Origin of the sequence: Streptomyces sp. ADI96-02 (assembly GCF_003846185.1) — a bacterium.
In the GTDB taxonomy this organism is placed as follows: Bacteria; Actinomycetota; Actinomycetes; order Streptomycetales; family Streptomycetaceae; genus Streptomyces.
This window is the reverse complement of sequence record NZ_ML123034.1, coordinates 2,891,855-2,911,795: the sequence shown is the minus strand read 5'-3', so window position 1 is coordinate 2,911,795 and position 19,941 is coordinate 2,891,855. Positions and strand designations below refer to the sequence as shown.

Sequence of the window (19,941 nt, the reverse complement as noted above, 5' to 3'; positions counted from 1 at the left end):
ACTAGAAGGGTCCGTTGAGAAAGAGTTTGTCCGGCCTGTTTTGCTCGGTGAGCACGTCGCCCCTTACAGGATTTTGGGCGCCGACAAGGCCGTTCTGCCTATTGAGGGAACGAACACCCTCATGCACGGTGAACATGAGCACCTCGATCGTTACCCGGACCTGGCAACGTGGTGGCGCAACGCGGAACGCCTCTGGAATGACAACCGTTTCAGCGGGCGCCCTCGTTGGCCGAGAGGCTCAACTTCCGTAGGGGGCTGATTGACCAGCTTCCCGGTGCTCCGCTGAGAGTGGTTTACGGAGCCTCGGGCATGTACGTCACAGCAGCGCTCGTAGACGACCCGAACGCGGTCATCGAGCACAAGTTGTACTGGGGAACCGTCGCCACGCGGCAGGAGGGCATGTACCTGCTGGCGGTCCTCAACTCCCCGTACACCACCGAAGCCGTGCGCCCGCTCATGTCCTACGGCAAGGATGAGCGTGACATTGACAAGGCCGTATGGGAGCTGCCTATCCCGGACTTCGGCCCGGCCGACGCCAAGCACGCACGAATCGCGGAGATCGGAGAGGCGGAAGCCGAGCGGATCGCGGAGCTGAAGTTCGAGGACGGCAAGAGTTACATCCAGATCCGCCGTACCCTGCGTGACTTCCTCCTCAGCTCTACCGACGCCGAGGAACTGGACCTACTGATGACCGAACTGCTCGGCTGAGAGGCAGCGCCCCCTCAATCACTTCAATCGTTCGCCTCCCTTACTCGTCTTTGGCACTGACCCCTGGCGGCGAGGAGGGGCCGGAGGGGCTGCTCAGGTCTACATCGCCCCTATGTTGCGTGAGCGGACCCGCTGGCATCAGGGTGGATACGGTGTCAGGCTCGTGGCTGCACGCTCCTGACCAGCGGATACGAGATTCTGTGGCATCGAGCGACACCGTCCGGGATGATCTTGCAGGTCCTCGTGATGCGTAGGTCTCGGGTTCGAATCCCGAAGGCGGCTCAGAAGAGCCCCAGGTCGGATGCCTTCCGGCCTGGGGTTTTCTGTTGCTCGGGCGCGGCGGGCGCGGTCAGTCCGCGGGCTCGTTCGGGTAGGCCGTGCCGAATGCCGTGTGGAACAGGGCGATGACGTCCTGGCCCGTGAGGCCCTCGGTGCGGGCCTGGAGCATCCAGTCCGTCAGGGCCGTCCGCAGCGGGGAGTCGGGGCCGGACTGCGGCTGGGAGAGGGAGCGGGTGATGAACGTGCCCGCCCCCTGGCGCACTTCGGCCAGTCCGGCTCGTTCCAGTTCGCGGTAGGCCTTGAGGGTCGTGTTCGGGTTGACCTTGGTGGTCGCGGCGACCTGGGCGGCGGTGGGCAGGCGGTCGCCCTCCTCCAGTGCGCCCATGCGCAGCGCCTGTTCGACCTGGCGGACGATCTGGAGGTAGGTCGCCACCCCGCTGCGCCGGTCGATGCGGAACACGACCACACACTTCACCCATCGCTCGATTGCCGACACTTTACGTAGGAGGTTCCGGCCACTGCTACAGCGGTCTGCGCGAGACCCGCCACACGGTGACCGCCGTGAGCAGGGCCGTTCCGGCCAGGAGCAGGCCGGCCGCCGTCCACTGCATGGCGGCCATCTGGCCGAAGTCGAGGTACTCGACGACGTTGTCGACGATGCCCTTCTCCGCGACGCACGCGTTCTGCGCCTTCTCGGTCGCCTCCGCGCAGGAGCCCCAGCCGTAGAGGTTGCCCTGGGCGTCGGCGACCCAGCGGTCCACTTCGTACGACTCGCTCAGCCGGGCGGGGAGGTCCTCGTCCAACGGGAACGTGATCGTCCGCGCAGCGGCCAGGCGCGGGCGCACCTCGCTCCAGACCAGGTCCATGACGTACGTGAGGACGAACACGGTCACCATGGCCGGCAGCACCCGGCGCACCAGCACGCCGACGGTGACGCCCGCGGCCGTGAGGAAGAGCAGGAAGGCGGGCAGGACCGGGCCCGTCCTGTCGAAGATCCCGCTCTCGATCCACTCCTGCGTGAAGAAGGAGCGGTGCGGCCTCCAGTACCAGGTGAAGAGGACCGAGAGCACCACGCCGCTGAACAGGGCGAGGGAGTAGACCAGGCCCAGCTTGGCGACGATCCACTGGCGGCGGGTCATGGACTGGGTGGTGACCAGTTGCGCCGTGCCGTCCTGCTGGTCGCCCGCGATCAGCGGAGCGCCGATGGTGACGGCGAAGACCAGCGGCAGGACGCCGAGGACGGCGCTGATGAACGTGTGGCCCCGGTCGTCCTGGAGCGGGTTTCCGGCGTCCGGGTCCGGCCGGCCGGCCGCGTCGAGCAGTTGGATCAGGTCGTGGCGTTCCCAGACGATCAGGAGCGCGGTGATCAGGGTCAGGCCGAGGACGCTGTACACCGTGCCCCGGTGCTGGCGTACCACGAGCCAGGGCAGCCCGTGCAGCAGGCGGCGCTTGTGGGCGCGGAGTTCGGTGGGGCTGTCGGTGAGGGTGGTGCTCATGCGGCCTGGTTCCCTTCGGGCTCGACGCGGGCGCCCTGGGTGAAGAGGGAGGGAGCGTCCGGCGAGCGGAGATGCGCGAGCAGGACCTCTTCGAGCGAGGGTTCGGCGACGTTCCACGTGCTCGGCAGCGGGCCCTTCGGCCGGATCAGCGCCTGGAACTGCCGTCCCTCGACCCGTGCTTCCACCACGGTGTGCCGGGCGGACAGCTCGGGCGGCGGCGAGCCGTCCTGGGCCACGCCCGTCACCAGCGAGTGCGCCGGGACCAGCGCGTCGGCGTCACCGGCCATTCTGATCCGGCCGTCCGCGAGGACCAGCAGGTAGTCGCACATGTCCTCCAGCTCGGTGAGCATGTGCGAGGACATCACCACGGTGGTGCCGCGCTCGACGGCCTCCGCCATCAGCAGCGTGCCCATCTCGTGCCGGGCCAGCGGGTCCAGGTCCGACATCGGCTCGTCCAGGAGCAGCAGATCCGGCCGCTTGCCGAAGACGAGCGCGAAGGCCACGCGGGTGCGCTGGCCGCCGGAGAGGGTGCCGACCTTCGCGTCGAGCGGGACGTTGCCCGCGCGGACGATCCGCTCGGACGCCGACGCGTCCCAGCCGGGGTTCAGCTCGGCTCCCAGGCGCAGGGTCTCGGCTACGGTGAACCGCTTGAACAGCGGCTTGTCCTGGCCGAGGAAGGCGAACCTGGGCATCACGGCGGGGTCGTCGGACGCTACGCCGAACACGCTCAACGTGCCGTCCGTCGGCCGTACCTGCTGGGTCGCCAGGCCGAGCAGCGTGCTCTTGCCGGCTCCGTTCGGGCCGACCAGTCCGCAGATGCGGCCGGCCGGCAGGCGGAAGGAGCAGTCGCGCAGCGCCCAGCCGCGGCGGTAGCGCTTGCCCAGTCCGCGCGCCTCCAGGGCCCAGGCGCCCGACCCGCCAGGGATGCTCGTGTCTGCCACGCGCCTCACCTCAATTCCATGAGTCAATTAATGGAATCATGGTCTTGTGCGGGAATGACTGTCAAGGGCATGTGCGGGTGTGTCCTTGCGTGGGTCCGCCGGTGAAGTGGGCGTCGCGGGACGCCGTGTCCTTACGGTGCGCTGCTCAGCGCCAGGTCCACCGCGTCGTCCAGGCAGTCCCGTTCGGCCCCGGTGGCGTGCGGGTTCCGGCGCCCGCGGGTGGCGGCCAGCGCCAGGTCGGCGGCGGACGCGCCGCCGTCGTCGGAGATCTCGGCCAGGAGCGCCGCCAGCAGGACGCGGGCCTCGGCCGCCGCTGCCGGGAGCTCCGAGGTGAGCGCGGCGCGGGCCAGGTTCAGCGCCGACACCGCCCGGTCGAAGCCGGGCGGCCCCTCCTCGGCGGTGGACCAGTCGATCACCACGGGTCCCCGCTCCGTCAGCATCACGTTCTCCGGACGCAGGTCGAGGTGGAGGATGCGGTCCTCCGGGTCGGACGACACCCGGGGCGGTATCGCGTGCAGCTCGCGCAGGAGCCTGCCGAGCTGCGCCCCGGCGTCGCGGGCCCGCACCGCGCCCGCCAGCAGGGCCTCCGCCAGGGTCGGCCCCGCCAGCCGTTGCAGCACCAGGTCCGTGCGGCGGGCCCCGTCGGCGGGCGGGCCGATCCGCGGCACCGGGAAGCCGAAGGCGGCGACGTACGACATCACCGCCAGCTCGTCCGTGGTGTCGGTGCGGTCGCGGTAGCGGCGGAGGACCCAGGAGCCGTCGAGTGCGTACACGTCGGCGGTGCGTCCCGAGCCCAGAAGTTGCCCTGTGTGCATGGGGCCGAACCTACCCGGGCCCACTACCGAAGGGGAGCCGACGTCCGGCTTCGCGCCACCCGCCCGCGATCCCGCCGCACCAGGGCCCCTCGACACGGCGGCGGTTTCCGGGCGGCCCACCGGTCCTCCCGGGCGACGGCGCCGGTCTCACTTGGCGTCCGAGTACCGCTCGACCACCGCCGTCGTGAACGGGAACCGCACCGGCGTCGGGCCGAAGGTGATCCGCCCGGCCAGCTCGCCGGCGGCGCGGATCGCCTCCGTCACGGCGTCCGCCTCCTCCGCCGGGCAGTGCACGATCACCTCGTCGTGCTGGAAGAACACCAGCTCGGCGCGGAGCGCCTGCTCGTGCAGCGTCCGGCGCAGGGCGGCCAGGAGCAGCAGCGCCCAGTCGGCGGCGCTGCCCTGCACCACGAAGTTACGGGTGAAGCGCCCCCGGGCCCGGGTCGTGCCGCCGTCGGCCGCGGCCTCGCTCCCCTCCTGCGGAAGGCCCGCCTCCTCGTCCTGGCCCGCCAGGGCGACCGGCGGGCTGGTGCGGCCCAGCCAGGTGCGCACCAGGCGGCCCTCCTCGCCCGCCCGCGCCGCGTCGTCGACGTACGACACGGCGAGCGGGAAGCGCCGGCGCAGGGCGGCCAGGTTCTTCAGCCCGTCCCCGGAGGTCTGGCCGTAGACCGCGCCGAGCAGGGCCAGCTTGGCGTGTTCGCGGTCGCCGTGGAACGCCTTGGCGGAGAGCGACGTGTAGAGGTCGCCGTCGTGACCGGCCACCTCCATCAGCCCGGGGTCGCGGGAGATCGCCGCCAGCACGCGCGGCTCCATCTGGTCGGCGTCCGCGACGACCAGACGCCAGCCGTCGTCGGCGACGACGGCCTGCCGTATCACCCTGGGGATCTGGAGCGCGCCGCCGCCGTTGGTGGTCCAGCGTCCGCTGACCGTGCCGCCCGGCTGGTACTCCGGGCGGAACCGGCCGTCGCGGACCCAGTCCTGGAGCCAGCTCCAGCCGTGCGCGGTCCAGATCCGGTACAGCTTCTTGTACGCGATGAGGGGCTCGACCGCCGGGTGGTCCACCTCCTCCAGCTCCCACCGCCGGGTCGATTTCACCGCGATCCCGGCCCGCGCGAACGCCTTCACCACGTCGGCGGGCAGGTCGGGGCGGACCCGGCGGCCGAACGCCGCCGACACCTCGTCCGCCAGCTCGGCGAGCCTGCGGGGCTCGCCGCCGCCCGCGTACCGCTCGCCCAGGAGCCCGTGCAGCACCTGCCGGTGCACGTCCGCGCGCCAGGGCAGGCCGGCCCGGTGCAACTCGGCGGCCACCAGCAGCGCGGCCGACTCGGAGCCGGTCAACAGGCGCATCCGGTCGGGGTGTTCGGCGGCGTCGTGGCGGCGGAGCTGGCCCGCGTAGACCCGGAGCAGTCCGTCGAGCGGGACGCCGGTCCCGGAGGGCGGATCGAACAGGGAGGACTGCGCGCCGGGTTCGGCCGGGCGGGCGGGCGGATCGGGCGGCACCGCGGTGTTGTCCAGTCGGGCCAGGGCGGCGGCGGCCGAGCGCGGTTCGCCCAGGCGTCCCTCGTGGCCGAGCAGCAGCGACTCGGCGCACTCGATGTCGTAACACCGCTCGACGCGGACGCCGGCGGCGAGCAGGCGGGGATAGACCTCGGTGGTCGACCGCCACACCCAGCGCGCCACCTCGGGACGCGAACGGACGGCTTCGACGAGATCGGGCTCGGCCCGGACCGGTCCGTCGGGCGTGCCGTCCCGACGCAGCGGCGCGAGCAGCGCCCCGCCCCCCTCCGCCGTGGCCAGCGCCCACCGTTCGGTCATGGGTGCGAGTCTGACATCCGCCACTGACAGCGCCCCGAAGCCGTGCCGTGGTTGCCGGTCTGCCGGTCTGCCGGTCTGCCCGGACTGCCGGACTGCCGGACTGCCGGACTGCCGGTCTGCCCGGTCTGCCGGATTGCGCGGACTGCCGGAACCGGTCTGCCGGATCTGCCCCGCCGGGCCCGCCGGGCCTGCCGGGCCTGCCGGGCCTGCCGGGCCTGCCGGGCCTGCCGGGCCTGCCGGGCCCGCCTGCTGCCCGACAGACCGCCCCCTCCTCCGCCCTCGTCGACTGGCCGCACGGCCTCGCAGGGGTGAGGATCACTCCATGGAAGCGATCGTGTACGAGGAGTTCGGCGGCCCCGGCGTCCTGCACCTGGCCCGGCTCGACGCCCCCCGCCCCGGACCCGGCCAGGTCCGGGTGGCGGTGCGCGCAGCCGGGGTGAACCCGCTGGATCACAAGATCAGGAGCGGCGCGATGGAGCCGGTCTTCCCCACCGCGCTCCCCGCCACGCCGGGCGCGGAGTTCTCCGGGGTGGTCGAGGAGGCCGGGGAGGGCGTCACGGCCTTCGCACCGGGCGACGAGGTCCTGGGCTGGAGCGCCACCGGCTCCTACGCCGCCGAGGCGCTGGCCGAGGAGTCGTCCCTGGCCCCCAAGCCGCCGGACCTGTCCTGGGCGCAGGCCGCCGCGCTGCCGGTCGCCACCGACACCGCCTCCCGGGTGCTGGACGAGCTGGCCCTGGCGGAGGGCGAGACGCTGCTGCTGCACGGTGCGAGCGGTGGCGTCGGGTCGGTCGCCGTGCAGCTCGCGGTCGCCCGGGGCGCGACCGTCATCGGCACCGCCTCCCCGGCCAACCACGACTTCCTCCGAGTGCTGGGCGCGGTCCCGGTGGCGTACGGTTCCGGGCTGGTCGAGCGGGTACGGGAGTTGGCTCCGCAGGGCGTGGACGCGGTGTTCGACGTGTCGGGGCGCGGCGCGCTGCCGGAGTCGATCGAACTGCGCGGCGGTACGACGGACCGGATCGTCACGATCGCCGACGGAGACGCGGCCGAGCTGGGCGTGGCCTTCTCGTCGGGCGGCGGCGGACCGTCCGCCGGGCGCCTCGCGGAGAACGCCCGGCTGGCGGCCTCCGGCGAGCTGCGCGTGGAGGTCTCCCGGTCCTTCCCGCTCGCCGACGCCCGCAGCGCGCACGAGGCCAGCGAGGCCGGACACGTCCGGGGCAAGATGGTGCTGCTGCCGTAAGGGCGTTCCCCCGGGCCGGGTCCGTTTGAAGCTCCGGCCGCCCCCGGCCGGGTCCGCCCGAAGCCCCCTCCACCCCGGCCGCCCCGGGCCGGGGTGCCTCAAGCCCTCGGCCTCCTCGGCCTCCTCGGCCTCCTCGGCCTCCTCGGCCTCCTCGGCCGCCACCCCCGCCGCCCGCCTACCCTGGTCGGATGGAACCGGTGATCGACCAGGCATGCGCGGCGGCGCTCTACGCGGACGGCGACGCCGCCCTGGACACCGGCGCCTCGCTGCTCGCCGCCGCCCCCGACGCCGACGACGCGCTGCACCGGCGCGGCGAGGAGTTCGTCCGCCGGGCCTGGGACCGGGGCTGGCAGCCGGCCGACCTGATCCGCCTGGTGCGGCTGGAGCTCGACGAGCGGCGGGCCGCGCTCGCCGCGACCCTGGTCGCCGCCGAGACCGCCCGGTACCCGGCGCTGCCGCCCCGCTGGCGCGGGCAACTCGACGAACTGCCCGCCGCCGCCCCGCGCAACCGGCCCGACCGGTTCTCGTACGCCTGCGATCTGCTGGAGTTGTACCGCCTGCTGCTGCGGCTGCCCGCGATCGAGCCCGTCGGGCCGCCGCCCGGCACCGCCGCCGACCACCTCCACCGTGCCCCGGCCCCCGACGAGCCCCGCATGCTCACCCGTATCCGGGCGCTGCTGGCCAAGGCGGAGGCGACCGGCTTCCCGGAGGAGGCCGAGGCGCTGACCACCAAGGCCCAGGAGCTGATGGCCCGGCACAGCATCGACGAGGCCCTGCTCGCCGCCCGCACCCGGAGCGCCGAGTCCCCCGGGGCCTGCCGGATCGGGGTGGAGCCCCCGTACGAGAGCGCGAAGGCGATCCTGCTCGACGCGGTGGCCTCGGCCAACCGGTGCCGGGCCGTGTGGAACAGCGATCTGGCCTTCACCACGGTCGTGGGCTTCGAGCCGGACCTGGAGGCCGTGGAGCTGCTGTTCACTTCGCTGCTCGTCCAGGGCACGGCGGCGATGACCCGGGCGGAGGCCGGACAGCGGGCGGGCGGACGCAAGCGGACCAAGACGTTCCGGCAGTCGTTCCTCATGGCGTACGCGCAGCGGCTGGGCAGCCGGCTCGCCGACGGCGCCGAGCGGGTCACGGCCGAGGCCGGGGCGGCGGCGGGCGACGGCCCGGCCGGGGCGCCCGGCGGCGGGCTGCTGCCGGTGCTGGCCGCGCGGGACGTCGCGGTCACCGGCGTGGCCGAGCGGATGTTCCCCCGTACGACGACGGCCCGGGTGCGCGGGGCCACGGACGTGGACGGCTGGAACCACGGCAGGGAGGCCGCCGACCGGGCCCGGATGGGCGGCGGAGGCGGTAGCGACGGCGGACGCGGCGGCCGCTCCGACCGCGGAGGCCGCTCCGACGGTGACGGCGAGATCATGGCGTAAGTCCGGTTTGCCACGCCGGCTCGTCACGCTGGCTCGTCACGCCGGTTTGACACGTCGGTTTGTCACGCCGGTTTGTCACGTCGACTTGTCATGGTTTGCCGCAAAAGGCTGTCCAACGGGCTGTCCCGTAGGCTCGGGCCATGAGCTGGCTCCGGGCCCTGAAGGAGACCGCGCGATCCGGGCTGGAGATCGAGCGCCTGAAGCTGGAACCGCTCATCGCCCTGCGCGGCGCGGTGGGGCTCGCCCTCGTCGTCGGTACGAGCCTGGCCCTGTTCGGGCCGCAGATCGCGGCGAGTTCGGCGTTCGGTGCGTTCCAGGCGGCCATCGCGACCTTCCAGCGCAGTTGGCGCCCGCGCCCGGTGCTCGCGCTCGTCTCCGGCGTGAGCCTCGCCGTGTCGACCTTCGTCGGCTACGTCAGCGGCGCGCACACCGTCCTCTTCCTCTGCCTGCTCGGGGCCTGGACCTTCCTCGCCGGGCTGGCCTGGGCGGCGGGTCCGACCGGCGGGATCATCGCCGCGTCCAACGTCGCGATCATGCTGGTGACGATCACGCTGCCGACCTCCGTCGAGGACGCCGCCGCCCATGCGGGGATGATCGCGGTCGGCGGGGTGGTCCAGGCGGCGCTCATCGTCCTGTTCCCGGTCCGCCGATGGGGCGCCCAGCGCGACGCGCTCGCCGACGCACTGGCCGCCGAGGCCGACTACGCCCGACGGCTGCGCCTCGACCCGTTCGCCCCGTTCGACCCGCTGCCGCTGATGACCGCGCGCAGCGCCGCCGCCGTCACGCCGCGCGAGGCCCGCCGCCGCCCGGCCGAGCTGCACGGGGCCCGCGGCGTCGCCGAACGGCTGCGCCCGGTGCTCGCCTCGCTGGCCGACCCGGCGATGGGCGTGCCCGGCGAGGGGCTGGAGCGGGCCTGGGTGAACGAACTGCTGGGCGCGGCGGGCTCCGTGCTCGACGCCGCCGCCCGCGCCGTCCGGCACGGCGAACCCGTCCACCTCTCCGCCACCGACCTCGGCGTCCTGAAGACGCCCGACAACGACGTGATCCTCGTCGGCCCCGCCCGCCGCGCCGCCGACCGGCTCGCCGCGCTCCTCGACGACGTGCTGGAGATCGCGGAGGGCACCGGGACGGCCCGGGGCATCCCCTCCGACCTGGCCCCGGACACCCGGCACCGGCCCACGCTGCCGCGCCTGGCGCCGGTGGTCCTGGCCGCGATGCGCCGCGAACTGCACCACGGCTCGGCCATCCTGCGCCATGCGATCCGGGTCGCGGTGGTCGCGGTCGCCGGGTACTTCGTCGGCGCGGCGCTGCCGCTCGGGCACGGCTACTGGGCCCCGATGACGGCCGTCATGGTGATGCGCCCGGAGTTCTCGCAGACGTACGCCCGTTCCGTGGCCCGGTTCGGCGGCACGCTGGTCGGCGTCGGGCTGGCCACCGCCGTCGTGCGGGGCGCGCACCCGTCGGACACGCTCTCGGCGGTCCTCGCGGTGGTCTGCGCCGGGCTGATGTACCTGCTGATGCGGACCGGGTACGTGGTCGGCCAGGTCTGCGTCTCCGCCTACGTGGTCTTCCTGCTCGGCATGGCCGGCGGCGACTGGTCCCAGACCGTCACCGAGCGCATCGTGCTGACGCTCGTCGGCGGGCTCCTCGCGATGGTCTCGTACGCGCTCTACCCGGCGTGGGAGACGCCGCGGCTGCGCTACCGGCTCGCCGACTGGCTGGTGGCGGACGGGCGGTACGCGGCCACCGTCATCGACCAGTACGCCGATCCGGCCCACCGCGACCTGGACGCGGTCCGGTCCGCGGTGCTCGCCACCCGGGAGGCCCGGGTGGCCTGGCAGGAGGCGCTGGCCGCCGCGCAGCACGAGCCGGTGCGCCACCGCGGCATCTCCCGCGCCGCGGCCACCGACGCCCAGCACGCCCTCGGCCAGCTCGGCCGCTCCGCGATGGTGCTGGAGGCCCACCTTCCGGCGGCCTCGGCGGAACCGGTCCCCGGCGCGGCCGAGCTGGCCGAGGCGCTGCGCCGCGCCACGGAGCAGGGCGCCCGTGCCGTACGGGAGCGGCGGCTGCCCGACTGGCGCCCGGCTGCGGAGGCGGTGGCGCGGTGGGACGTGCCGACGGCGGACGGCGACGGCACGTCCCCGGCCGGCGACCCGGTCGTGCGCCGGGGCGCGGCGCTGCTCCTGGAGGCGCTGGAGGAGTTCACCCGCGCGCTGGACGAGCGCGGCGGAAGCACCCGCGTCAGCAGCACGCTCGCGGGGAAGTGACGCGGAGGCCCGCGCCGGGAGAGACCGGCGTCAGGGGGACTCGACGTCCGGGAGGTCGGGCAGGTCGGGCAGGTCCGTGGGCAGCTTGCCGGGGTCGGCCTTGGTGAGCGTGTCCTTGGGCCCGCCGTCCCAGGCGACGACGAGCTTGCGGCCGTCGTTGGAGTCGATCGAGCCCATCGTGCGGTCGGCGCCGCCGCCGGTGCACGTCAGCGCGAGCATGACCTCGCCCATGTCCTTCACGTCGCCCTGGCAGACGGACTCGTCGGCGACGAGCGCGACCTTGCCCGAGGTGATGGAGACGGTGACGTTCCGGCCGTCCGTCAGCCCCACCCAGGTGCCCTCCAGCGCCGCCGCGTCGGCGTCGGCGCTCCCGGCGGACCCGGCCGTTCCACCGCCGTCCGGCGTCGCGCCCGCCTCGGCGGCCGGGGCCTTCGCCGCGGAGTCGTCGCCGCTGCCGCAGGCGGTCAGGGCCAGCGAGGCGGCCAGAGCGGCGGCCAGAACGGCGCCGGTGGTTGCGAACCTGTCCACGTGGAGTTCCCCCTTGCTGATTTCCGGTCGAAAGACCGCGCCAAGTTACCAGGGGTTCTCCGGCCGACTCCGGTAACCGGGAGCCAAATAGGCGTGCCGTTCGTCTCTCTTCCGGGGACACTGCCGGGAGCGCCGTTCGCGCGGAAAGCCTGTAATCGCGGCAACACCCCGCGTGCACGTGCATCTGCTCATGCATTGGCATATGAACACAGCTATGATCCGAGCTAGTTGACACTTGCACCTTGCAACTCGGGGAGCGTCCTGTGCACCACGTGTACAACGGCATGGCGGCCACGGAGCTCCGCGGAGCCGTCTGGCAGAAGAGCCGTCACAGCAACTCCCAGGGATCCTGCGTGGAGTTCGCGAAACTACCCGGAGGGAGTGTGGCGATGCGCAACTCGCGCCATCCCGACGGGCCGGCCCTCGTCTACACACCGGCCGAGATCGAGGCCCTGCTGCTGGGCGTCAAGGACGGTGAGTTCGACCACCTGGTGGCCGGAGCCTGACGCGGCCACGCACCCTGCGTACGGGCAGTCCGCGTACACGTGCCAGTGGCCGTGAGCGTACACGTGCCACCTCGCGCGCGTGTGCCGCCGCTCGGCCTGCCCGCGCGCGGGAGCGCAACCCCGGATCCGCATCCGCACCCGCGCTCGTATCCGCGCCCGAAGCCCGCCCGGCCCGGGGCGCGTGGCGCCTCAGCGGCCGGGCGGGGTGTTCTCCGGGAGCCGGAAGAGGGCCCAGACGACCTTGCCGCAGAACGGGCCGGCGGGCGAGAGGTCCCCGGGCAGCGCGGGGGAGGGGTGCCAGCCCCAGCTGTCGCTGACGCACTCCACCAGGAACAGGCCGCGCCCGGACTCGGCGGAGTCCGCCGCCTCGCCCGCGACCGGGCTCTCCCGGCTGGGATCGCGCACCGCGCACACCAGCCGCGTGGCCCAGCGCATCAGGTGCAGCCGCACCGGCGACTCCGGGAACTCCCGGGGCGGGTCGGTGGGCAGCGCGTGGCGCAGGGCGTTGGTGACGAGCTCGGACACGACCAGGGCGACGTCGTCGAAGCGTTCGCCCAGCTCCCACCGCTCCAGGGTGGATCTGGTGAACTTCCGTGCCCCGCCGACCGCTTCGTAACGGGCGGGAAGCGCGCAGGAAGCCGATCCGGCGACCCCCGAGGGGTCGGTGGGGGGAAGCCCCTGCCGTAACGGCTCGAGCATCGTCGATCCATTCGTCCCCATACGAGGCACTCCCGGGATTCGCGGCTGTAGCGGTACTGCCTGTAGCGGTACTGCGGGGGTACAGCGGCACAACACGAGCACGCAGGTGCGCGAGGACCATGCTTCCGAATGCGCAGGGCAGATGCAAGGGCAGATGCACGTGCACGCGCCGGACCTGCCCGATAGCGTGGTGGTTCTGGGGCATTTCTTCCCGTGGGCAGTTTCGGAGCTTTCTGGACGTCTTCTCATTTCCGTAATCGAATGAGTACGGGCTGAAGCGTTTTGGTGGCAGAATCCGGCACTTGGGGTTCGGGGGCCCCGACTGACCGGTTGGCGATGGGGAGGGTCGGACCTGTGTCCGCAGGCGAGTCGAGTGGATCGGTGGTGCGGCGCATCCTGCTGGGCTCTCAGCTCAGACGGCTGCGGGAGTCGCGCGGCATCACCCGTGAGGCGGCCGGCTACTCCATCCGCGCCTCCGAATCGAAGATCAGCCGCATGGAGTTGGGACGGGTGAGCTTCAAGGCCAGGGACGTCGAGGACCTGCTCACGCTCTACGGTGTCGCCGACGAGGCGGAGCGCGAAGCGCTCCTGGGGCTGGCGCGCGAGGCCAACGTGGCGGGTTGGTGGCACAGTTACGGCGACGTGCTGCCGGGGTGGTTCCAGACCTACATCGGTCTGGAGGGGGCCGCCTCCCTCATCCGCATCTACGAAGTCCAGTTCGTGCACGGGCTCCTGCAGACCGAGGCGTACGCGCACGCCGTCGTCGAACGCGGCATGCGCGGCGCCTCCGCGGCCGAGATCGACCGCCGCGTCGCGCTGCGCCTGGAGCGCCAGAAGGCGCTCGTCTCCGAGCGGGCCCCCACCTTCCACGCCGTCCTCGACGAGGCGGCCCTGCGCCGCCCGTATGGCGACCGCGAGGTGATGCGCGCCCAGTTGAGGCATCTGATCGACATGTCGGAGCAGCCGAACATCACGCTCCAGGTGATGCCGTTCAGCCACGGCGGGCACGCGGGCGAGAGCGGCTCCTTTACGATGCTGCGTTTCCCGGAATCCGATCTGTCGGACATTGTCTATTTGGAGCAGCTGACCAGCGCGCTCTATCTGGACAAGGCCGAGGAAGTCGCGCAGTACGAAAAGGCCATGGCCTGCCTGTGCGAGGACAGCCCCGGGCCGGAAGAGAGCCGCGATCTCCTCCGTGGGCTTCTTCAACTCACGTGATTAATCAGTACGATGACGTCTCATCAGGAGTCTGCGAACGCCTGCAGTAAGGGATTGCATGTCCTACTTCCATGAACTGGCCCACCAGTACATCGACGGCGAGTGGTGCAGTGGCGGCGGCTCGTGGGACATCATCGATTTCAATCCCTTCAACGGTGAGAAACTCGCCGCGATCACCGTGGCCACCGCGCGCGAGGTCGACCGGGCCTACCGCGCCGCCGAGCGCGCCCAGCGGGAGTGGGCCGCGACCAACCCGTACGAGCGGCGCGCCGTGCTGGAGCGGGCCCTGCGCATCACCGGCGAGCGCACCGAGCAGATCGTCGAGGCGATCGTCGACGAACTGGGCGGCACCCGGCCGCGCGCCGAGTACGAGGTCCGCGCCGCGGAGGAGTTCCTGCGCGAGGCGGTGCGGCAGGCGCTGCGCCCCGCGGGCCGGCTGCTGCCCTCCGTCACGGACGGCAAGGAGAACCGCCTCTACCGGCTGCCCGTCGGCGTCGTCGGCGTCATCAGCGCCTTCAACTTCCCTTTCCTGGTGACCATGAAGTCGGTCGCGCCCGCGCTGGCCCTCGGCAACGCCGTGGTCGTCAAGCCCCACCAGGCCGCGCCCGTGGTGGGCGGCGGGCTGGTCGCGAAGATCTTCGAGGAGGCCGGGCTGCCCGCCGGGCTCCTCAACATCGTGATCACCGACAGCGCCGAGATCGGCGACGCCTTCATCGCCCACCCCGTGCCCAAGGTGATCTCGTTCACCGGCTCCGACCGGGTCGGACGCCATGTCGCCGCCACCGCCGCCGGGCTCTTCAAGCGGACCGTCCTGGAGCTGAGCGGCAACAGCGCCCTGGTGGTGCTGGAGGACGCCGACGTCGAGTACGCGGTGCGGGCCGCGCTCTTCAGCCGCTTCCTCCACCAGGGCCAGGTCAGCATGGCGGCCAACCGGATCCTGGTGGACCGCTCGATCGCCGCCGAGTTCACCGGGTTGTTCACCGCCGAGGTGGCCGCGCTCGAGGCGGGCGACCCGCGCGACCCGCGGACGCGCATCGGCCCGGTCGTCAACGCCTTCCAGGCCGACGCGCTGGCCGCCCTGGTGGACCGGGCGATCGCGGACGGGGCGCGGGCCCTGGTGCGGGGCCGCACCCGCGGCAACGTCGTCGAGCCGACCGTCCTGGCGGGCCTCGCCCCCGACTCCCCGCTGCTGGACCAGGAGATCCTGGGCCCGGTCGCGCTGCTGATGACGTTCGACGGCGAGGAGGAGGCGGTGCGGCTCGTCAACGACAGCCCGTACGGACTGAGCGGTGCGGTCCATACGCGCGACACCGAGCGCGGAGTGCGCTTCGCCCGGCGTATCACCGGCGGGATGTTCCACGTCAACGACTCGACCATCCACGACGAGCCGCTGGTCGCGTTCGGCGGCGAGAAGCTGTCCGGCGTCGGGCGGCTGAACGGCGAGGCCGCCGTGGAGGCGTTCACGACGCAGAAGTGGATGTCGATCCAGCACGGCCGCACGGTCTTCCCGTTCTGACCGCCCGCCCGGGCCGCCGTCCCCGCCACGGGCTAGCCTGGGACGGCCCCTGGCCGAAGCCGTACAGGAAGACGGGAAGTGTGGGCGCATGTCGGCGATCCGGCTGCTGGTCCTCGGCGCGGTGCGCATGCACGGCCGCGCGCACGGCTACCAGGTCCGCAACGACCTGGAGTACTGGGGCGCCCACGAGTGGTCCAACGCCAAGCCGGGCTCGATCTACCACGCCCTGAAGCAGATGGCGAAGCAGGGCCTGCTCCTCGCGCACGAGACCGCCCCGTCGACGGCGGGCGGCCCGCCCCGCACCGAGTACGAGGTGACCGAGCAGGGCGTCCAGGAGTACCGCGCCCTGCTCCGTACGGCGCTCCGCTCCCACGACCAGGGCATGGACGTGCTCTCGGCGGCCGTCGGGTTCATCGTCGACCTGCCCCGCGAGGAGGCGGTGGCGCTGCTGCGGGAGCGGGTCGAGGGCATGAAGCGGTGGCGGACCGCGGTCACCGGGTACTACACCCCCGAGGGCGGCCCCGAATCCCTCGGCCACATCGGCGAGATCATGAACCTGTGGGTGCACACCGCCGACGCGGACGCCGAGTGGACGCAGGGGCTGATCGCCCGGATCGAGGGCGGCGCGTACACCTTCGCCGGCGAGGGCGACCCGTTCGTCGGCGTCCTCGCAGAGGGGCAGGAGAACCCCTACGCGACCGGCGTCCGCGACCCGGGGGACGACGCGTAGCCGTCCTTCGGCACCGGCCTCAGTGGTGGAAGGCCGTCGGCACCGGACGGTCGTGGCTCAACGGGTGGCGCTGCGACCGCAGGTCGGGCAGCAGCAGCCGCAGGTCCTCGATCAGCAGCTCGCCGAGGTCCGAGGAGAACCCGTTGCGGCACACCACGCGCAGCACCGACAGGTCCTGCCGGTTGGCCGGGAAGGTGTAGGCGGGAACCAGCCAGCCGTGTTCCCGCAGTCGGCGCGCGACGTCGAACACGTCGTACGCGTGGACGTCCTCGCCCGTCGTGAAGGCGAAGACCGGCAGCTCGTCGCCCCGGGTGAGCAGCCGGAAGTCGCCCAGCTCCTCCACCGCGCGCGCCAGGTCGCAGGCCACGTCCCGGGACGCCTGCTGCACCGCCCGGTAGCCGTCGCGCCCCAGGCGCAGGAACGTGTAGTACTGCGCCACCACCTGCGCCCCGGGCCGGGAGAAGTTCAGCGCGAAGGTCGGCATGTCGCCGCCCAGGTAGTTGACGCGGAAGACCAGCTCCTCCGGCAGCGCGTCGGCCGAGCGCCACAGCGCCCATCCGACGCCCGGGTAGACGAGCCCGTACTTGTGGCCGGAGGTGTTGATCGACGACACCCGGGGCAGCCGGAAGTCCCACACCAGGTCCGGGTCGAGGAACGGGGCGACCATCGCGCCGGACGCGCCGTCCACATGGACCGGGATGTCGAGGCCGGTGCGTTCCTGGAGGTCGTCCAGGGCCGCGCAGAGCTCGGCGATCGGCTCGTAGGAGCCGTCGAAGGTGGAGCCGAGGATGCCGACGACGCCGATCGTGTTCTCGTCGCACAGCTCGGCGGCGGCCTGCGGGTCCAGGTGGAACCGGCCGCCCTCCATGGGGACCTGCCGCGCCTCCACCTCCCAGAAGGCGCAGAACTTCTCCCAGCACACCTGCACGTTGACGCCCATCACCAGATTGGGCCGCGCGGTCGCCGGGTAGCGGTCGGCGTTCCGCAGCGCCCAGCGCCGCTTGAGGGCCAGCCCGGCGAGCATGCACGCCTCGCTCGAACCGGTGGTCGAACACCCCACGGTGGACGTCGGTTCGGGCGCGTTCCACAGGTCGGCGAGCATCGCCACGCAGCGCCGCTCCAGTTCGGCGGTGCGCGGGTACTCGTCCTTGTCGATCATGTTCTTGTCCCGGCACTCGCCCATCAGCACCCCGGCCTGCGGCTCCATCCAGGTGGTGACGAACGTGGCCAGGTTGAGCCGGGAGTTGCCGTCGAGCATCAGCTCGTCGTGGACCAGCCGGTACGCCGTCGACGGCGGCAGCGGGCCGTCCGGCAGCCGGTGCCGGGGCGGGGCGGTGTTCATCCCGGCCGCCGGATTCGCCTCCCCGAAGAAGGGGTTGAGCGCCAGCTTGCTCGGCTCGCCGGATTCGTCGTCCCGCGCCGGCCGGGTGCCTCGGTGCAGTGCCATGGATACGTCCGCCCTTTCGGTTCTCTTCGGCCGTCCGTTCTGTCCGGCCGCCGGCCCGGGTCGCGTCCCGGTACCGGCTCGCTCCGCCCGGCTGCCGGGCCCGGCGGCTCGCTCCGCCCGGTTCGCCGGTCAGCCCTCGGCGGCGAGTCCGGCCTTGATGGCCCGTGTGAACTTCACGACCCGCTCCGCCTGGACACGGGCTGCGGTCAGGGTCTGCGCGCCGACCGGGATGTCGCCCTGGCCCGCGACGTGCGAGGTGCCGTACGGGTTGCCGTCGACGAACTTCGACGGATCGGTGTAGCCGGGGGCGACGAGGATGCCGCCGAAGTGGTGGATCGTGTTGTAGAGCGCCAGCAGGGTGGACTCCTGGCCGCCGTGGGTGGTGGCGCTGGCGGTGAAGCCGCTGTACACCTTGTCGGCCAGCTGCCCCGACTGCCACAGCCCGCCGAGCGTGTCGATGAACTGCTTGAGCTGCGCGGTGACGTTCCCGTACCGCGTCGGCGAACCGAAGATCACCGCGTCGGCCCAGACGATGTCGTCGGGCGCGGCCTCGGGAACGGAGGCGGTGGCCTCCACGTTGGCCGCCCAGGCGGGGTTGGCGTCGACGGCGGACCGCGGGGCCAGCTCCGCCGCCCTGCGCAGCCGCACCCGCGCCCCGGCCCGCTCCGCGTCCTCCGCCATGGCCTTGGCGATGGCGGCCACGGTGCCGGTGGACGAGTAGTAGATGACGGCGACGTTCACGGGCGTGGGCATGCGGAGACCTCCGTCGGGACAGCATCGGCGCGTTGGGGCGTAGCCATACGAAGGTGACAATACGGATATCCGACGCAAGCGGCGCGTCGGATGCGGCCCGTCGGATGCGGCGTCGCCCCGGCGTCGCCCCGACGGGGCGGCGCCGGGGCGCTCAGCGCCGCGGGAGGCCGTTCCGGTCCAGCTCCATCTGGGGTCGCCCGGTCACCAGCAGCCAGGCCGGCAGCGTGGCCGCGCACAGCAGCGGCAGCACGGACGCCTCGCTGACCAGCACCGCGGCGGTGAACAGGCTCAGCCAGCCCTGCCGGGTGACGGCCAGCAGCACGCCCAGCACCGCGCAGGAGACCGCGAGCGAGGTCGGCACCGCGTCGACCAGCGCGTGGGCGCCGAGCCCGAGCGACACCCCGACGAAGACCGACGGGAAGATGCGTCCGCCCCTGAAGCCGCAGGTCGCCGAGACCACCAGCGCGGCCATCTTGACCACCGCCATCCCCGCGAACTCCCCGGCCGACCACCCGTCCGGGGTCTCGGCCAGCTGCTTGACCTGGTCCAGCCCCTTGAACAGGGTCAGATGGCCGCCCAGCGCGCCGAGCAGCCCCAGCACCAGCCCGCCGAGCGTCAGCGCGAGCACCGGATGGCGCAGCGCGCGGAAGAGCCGGTGCGCCGGCGGGAACGCGTACACGCCCAGCAGTCCGAGCACCGCGCCCGCCGAGGCGACCACCAGTGCCGAGAGCAGGTCGCCCCAGTGCGGGCCGCTGTAGGCGGGAAGCGCCAGGTCGAAGCTGGGCTCGTCGAGGAGCGACATGGTCAGCGCCCCGGCCGCGCCCGCCGCCAGCGGGGCGAACAGCCGGTCCCAGAACGCCCCCGGACCCGGCTGCGAGGCCAGCGTCTCGGAGAGGATCAGGGCGGCGGCCACCGGGGTGCCGAAGAGCGCGCCGATCGTCCCGGCGGCGGCGAGCGCGATCCACAGCTGGGCCGGCGCGCCCGGCGCCACCCGCCGGCCGAGCCAGTAGGTGAGGGCGATGTTGGCGGCGGTGATCGGGTTCTCCGGCCCGAGGCTCACCCCGCCCGCCAGCGCCAGCACCGTCACCAGCAGCAGTCCGGGCAGCACGCCGGGCCGCATCGGCGGATCGACGAGCCCCGTGGTGGCCGGATCGGGACCGCCGTGGCCCGGCACCGTCCACAGGGCCAGGCCCACCGCGAGGCCGGTCGCGGTGAGCATCACGATCATCCACAGCGAGGAGTACCGGCCGACGCCCAGCGCGTCCGGCAGGTCCTTCCACAGCACGTCCTGGAGCTGCTCCGCCAGCAGGCTCACCCCGAGCAGGATCAGCGCGGACACCACGCCGACGGCCAGGGCGGGCAGGACGAGCGGCAGCAGCCGCCGCACCGGGGCCGCCGCGGGCCGCGGGGGAGCGGGTGGAGCGGAGGCGGGGGGTTCAGGGGCCACCGGCTCACCATAGAGTCACGAAAGCCGCGAAACGCCCACCCGGCGGACCGGACCCCTCCGCGCCGCGCCGCCCCTCCGCCCGGCCGCGCCGCGCCGCCCTGCCTCTCCGCGTCAAGCG

18 protein-coding genes and 1 pseudogene are annotated in these 19,941 nt (G+C 73.0%); 9 read left to right on the top strand and 10 right to left on the bottom strand.

Going from position 1 to position 19,941, the window contains the following annotated elements; translation table 11 throughout:
• Together EES43_RS31270 and EES43_RS31265 are read left to right on the top strand one after the other, a co-directional pair.
• A pseudogene (locus tag EES43_RS31270) lies at positions 1 to 259 on the top strand (hypothetical protein); the annotation flags it as partial.
• A 50-nt stretch (positions 260 to 309) separates the two neighbouring features.
• Positions 310 to 708 carry a hypothetical protein gene (locus EES43_RS31265; protein ID WP_241192394.1) on the top strand — a complete coding sequence of 133 codons (399 nt, stop codon included), beginning with the start codon at positions 310 to 312 and terminating at the stop codon, positions 706 to 708.
• 349 nt (positions 709 to 1,057) lie between these two features.
• On the opposite strand, the gene EES43_RS12600 is transcribed toward EES43_RS31265, so the two are convergent.
• The 5 genes from EES43_RS12600 to EES43_RS12580 form a co-directional block, all read right to left on the bottom strand.
• A complete protein-coding gene (locus EES43_RS12600) occupies positions 1,058 to 1,462 on the bottom strand; it encodes a GntR family transcriptional regulator (protein ID WP_206430041.1) in 405 nt (134 codons plus the stop codon).
• 46 nt (positions 1,463 to 1,508) lie between these two features.
• Entirely contained in the window at positions 1,509 to 2,483 is a 975-nt protein-coding gene (locus EES43_RS12595; RefSeq protein WP_124268823.1) for an ABC transporter permease, read from the bottom strand.
• The gene (locus EES43_RS12590; protein ID WP_124268822.1) at positions 2,480 to 3,424 is read right to left on the bottom strand and encodes an ABC transporter ATP-binding protein; all 945 of its coding nucleotides are present in this window, start codon (positions 3,422 to 3,424) and stop codon (positions 2,480 to 2,482) included. Before EES43_RS12590 ends, EES43_RS12595 begins: the two co-directional genes overlap by 4 nt.
• 131 nt (positions 3,425 to 3,555) lie before the next feature.
• On the bottom strand, positions 3,556 to 4,239 hold the full coding sequence (locus EES43_RS12585; RefSeq protein ID WP_124268821.1) for a phosphotransferase: 684 nt from the start codon (positions 4,237 to 4,239) through the stop codon (positions 3,556 to 3,558).
• 147 nt (positions 4,240 to 4,386) lie between these two features.
• Complete coding sequence (locus EES43_RS12580; protein WP_124268820.1) at positions 4,387 to 6,054, bottom strand: bifunctional 3'-5' exonuclease/DNA polymerase; 1,668 nt, start codon at positions 6,052 to 6,054, stop codon at positions 4,387 to 4,389.
• 322 nt (positions 6,055 to 6,376) lie between these two features.
• On the opposite strand from EES43_RS12580, the gene EES43_RS12570 reads away from it, so the two are divergent.
• From EES43_RS12570 to EES43_RS12560, 3 genes are all read left to right on the top strand, one after another.
• Positions 6,377 to 7,291: an NADP-dependent oxidoreductase gene (locus EES43_RS12570; RefSeq protein WP_124268818.1), complete on the top strand. Its 915-nt coding sequence runs from the start codon at positions 6,377 to 6,379 to the stop codon at positions 7,289 to 7,291.
• Positions 7,292 to 7,479: 188 nt separating this feature from the next.
• A complete protein-coding gene (locus EES43_RS12565) occupies positions 7,480 to 8,712 on the top strand; it encodes a DUF2786 domain-containing protein (protein WP_124268817.1) in 1,233 nt (410 codons plus the stop codon).
• A gap of 140 nt (positions 8,713 to 8,852) precedes the next feature.
• Positions 8,853 to 10,979 carry an FUSC family protein gene (locus EES43_RS12560; RefSeq protein ID WP_124268816.1) on the top strand — a complete coding sequence of 709 codons (2,127 nt, stop codon included), beginning with the start codon at positions 8,853 to 8,855 and terminating at the stop codon, positions 10,977 to 10,979.
• A gap of 30 nt (positions 10,980 to 11,009) precedes the next feature.
• On the opposite strand, the gene EES43_RS12555 is transcribed toward EES43_RS12560, so the two are convergent.
• Positions 11,010 to 11,507 (bottom strand): hypothetical protein, encoded by a 498-nt coding sequence (locus tag EES43_RS12555; RefSeq protein WP_124268815.1) that lies wholly within the window; start codon positions 11,505 to 11,507, stop codon positions 11,010 to 11,012.
• Between the two features lie 263 nt (positions 11,508 to 11,770).
• Here EES43_RS12555 and EES43_RS12550 point away from each other — a divergent pair, with 263 nt between their 5' ends.
• The gene (locus EES43_RS12550) at positions 11,771 to 12,013 is read left to right on the top strand and encodes a DUF397 domain-containing protein (RefSeq protein ID WP_124268814.1); all 243 of its coding nucleotides are present in this window, start codon (positions 11,771 to 11,773) and stop codon (positions 12,011 to 12,013) included.
• Between the two features lie 189 nt (positions 12,014 to 12,202).
• Here EES43_RS12550 and EES43_RS12545 read toward each other — a convergent pair whose 3' ends face one another.
• On the bottom strand, positions 12,203 to 12,712 hold the full coding sequence (locus tag EES43_RS12545) for an ATP-binding protein (RefSeq protein ID WP_124268813.1): 510 nt from the start codon (positions 12,710 to 12,712) through the stop codon (positions 12,203 to 12,205).
• 336 nt (positions 12,713 to 13,048) lie between these two features.
• Here EES43_RS12545 and EES43_RS12540 point away from each other — a divergent pair, with 336 nt between their 5' ends.
• The 3 genes from EES43_RS12540 (at position 13,049) to EES43_RS12530 (ending at position 16,176) form a co-directional block, all read left to right on the top strand.
• On the top strand, positions 13,049 to 13,930 hold the full coding sequence (locus EES43_RS12540; protein WP_206430184.1) for a helix-turn-helix domain-containing protein: 882 nt from the start codon (positions 13,049 to 13,051) through the stop codon (positions 13,928 to 13,930).
• Between the two features lie 58 nt (positions 13,931 to 13,988).
• Positions 13,989 to 15,446 carry an aldehyde dehydrogenase family protein gene (locus EES43_RS12535; RefSeq protein WP_124268811.1) on the top strand — a complete coding sequence of 486 codons (1,458 nt, stop codon included), beginning with the start codon at positions 13,989 to 13,991 and terminating at the stop codon, positions 15,444 to 15,446.
• A gap of 88 nt (positions 15,447 to 15,534) precedes the next feature.
• Positions 15,535 to 16,176 carry a PadR family transcriptional regulator gene (locus EES43_RS12530; protein ID WP_124268810.1) on the top strand — a complete coding sequence of 214 codons (642 nt, stop codon included), beginning with the start codon at positions 15,535 to 15,537 and terminating at the stop codon, positions 16,174 to 16,176.
• 19 nt (positions 16,177 to 16,195) lie between these two features.
• Here EES43_RS12530 and EES43_RS12525 read toward each other — a convergent pair whose 3' ends face one another.
• The 3 genes from EES43_RS12525 to EES43_RS12515 all read right to left on the bottom strand — a co-directional run bounded on the left by EES43_RS12525 (position 16,196) and on the right by EES43_RS12515 (position 19,823).
• On the bottom strand, positions 16,196 to 17,623 hold the full coding sequence (locus tag EES43_RS12525; RefSeq protein ID WP_124268809.1) for a glutamate decarboxylase: 1,428 nt from the start codon (positions 17,621 to 17,623) through the stop codon (positions 16,196 to 16,198).
• A 129-nt stretch (positions 17,624 to 17,752) separates the two neighbouring features.
• On the bottom strand, positions 17,753 to 18,376 hold the full coding sequence (wrbA, locus tag EES43_RS12520) for an NAD(P)H:quinone oxidoreductase (RefSeq protein WP_124268808.1): 624 nt from the start codon (positions 18,374 to 18,376) through the stop codon (positions 17,753 to 17,755).
• 151 nt (positions 18,377 to 18,527) lie between these two features.
• Positions 18,528 to 19,823: an ion channel protein gene (locus EES43_RS12515; protein WP_124268807.1), complete on the bottom strand. Its 1,296-nt coding sequence runs from the start codon at positions 19,821 to 19,823 to the stop codon at positions 18,528 to 18,530.
• Positions 19,824 to 19,941: the final 118 nt, after the last annotated feature.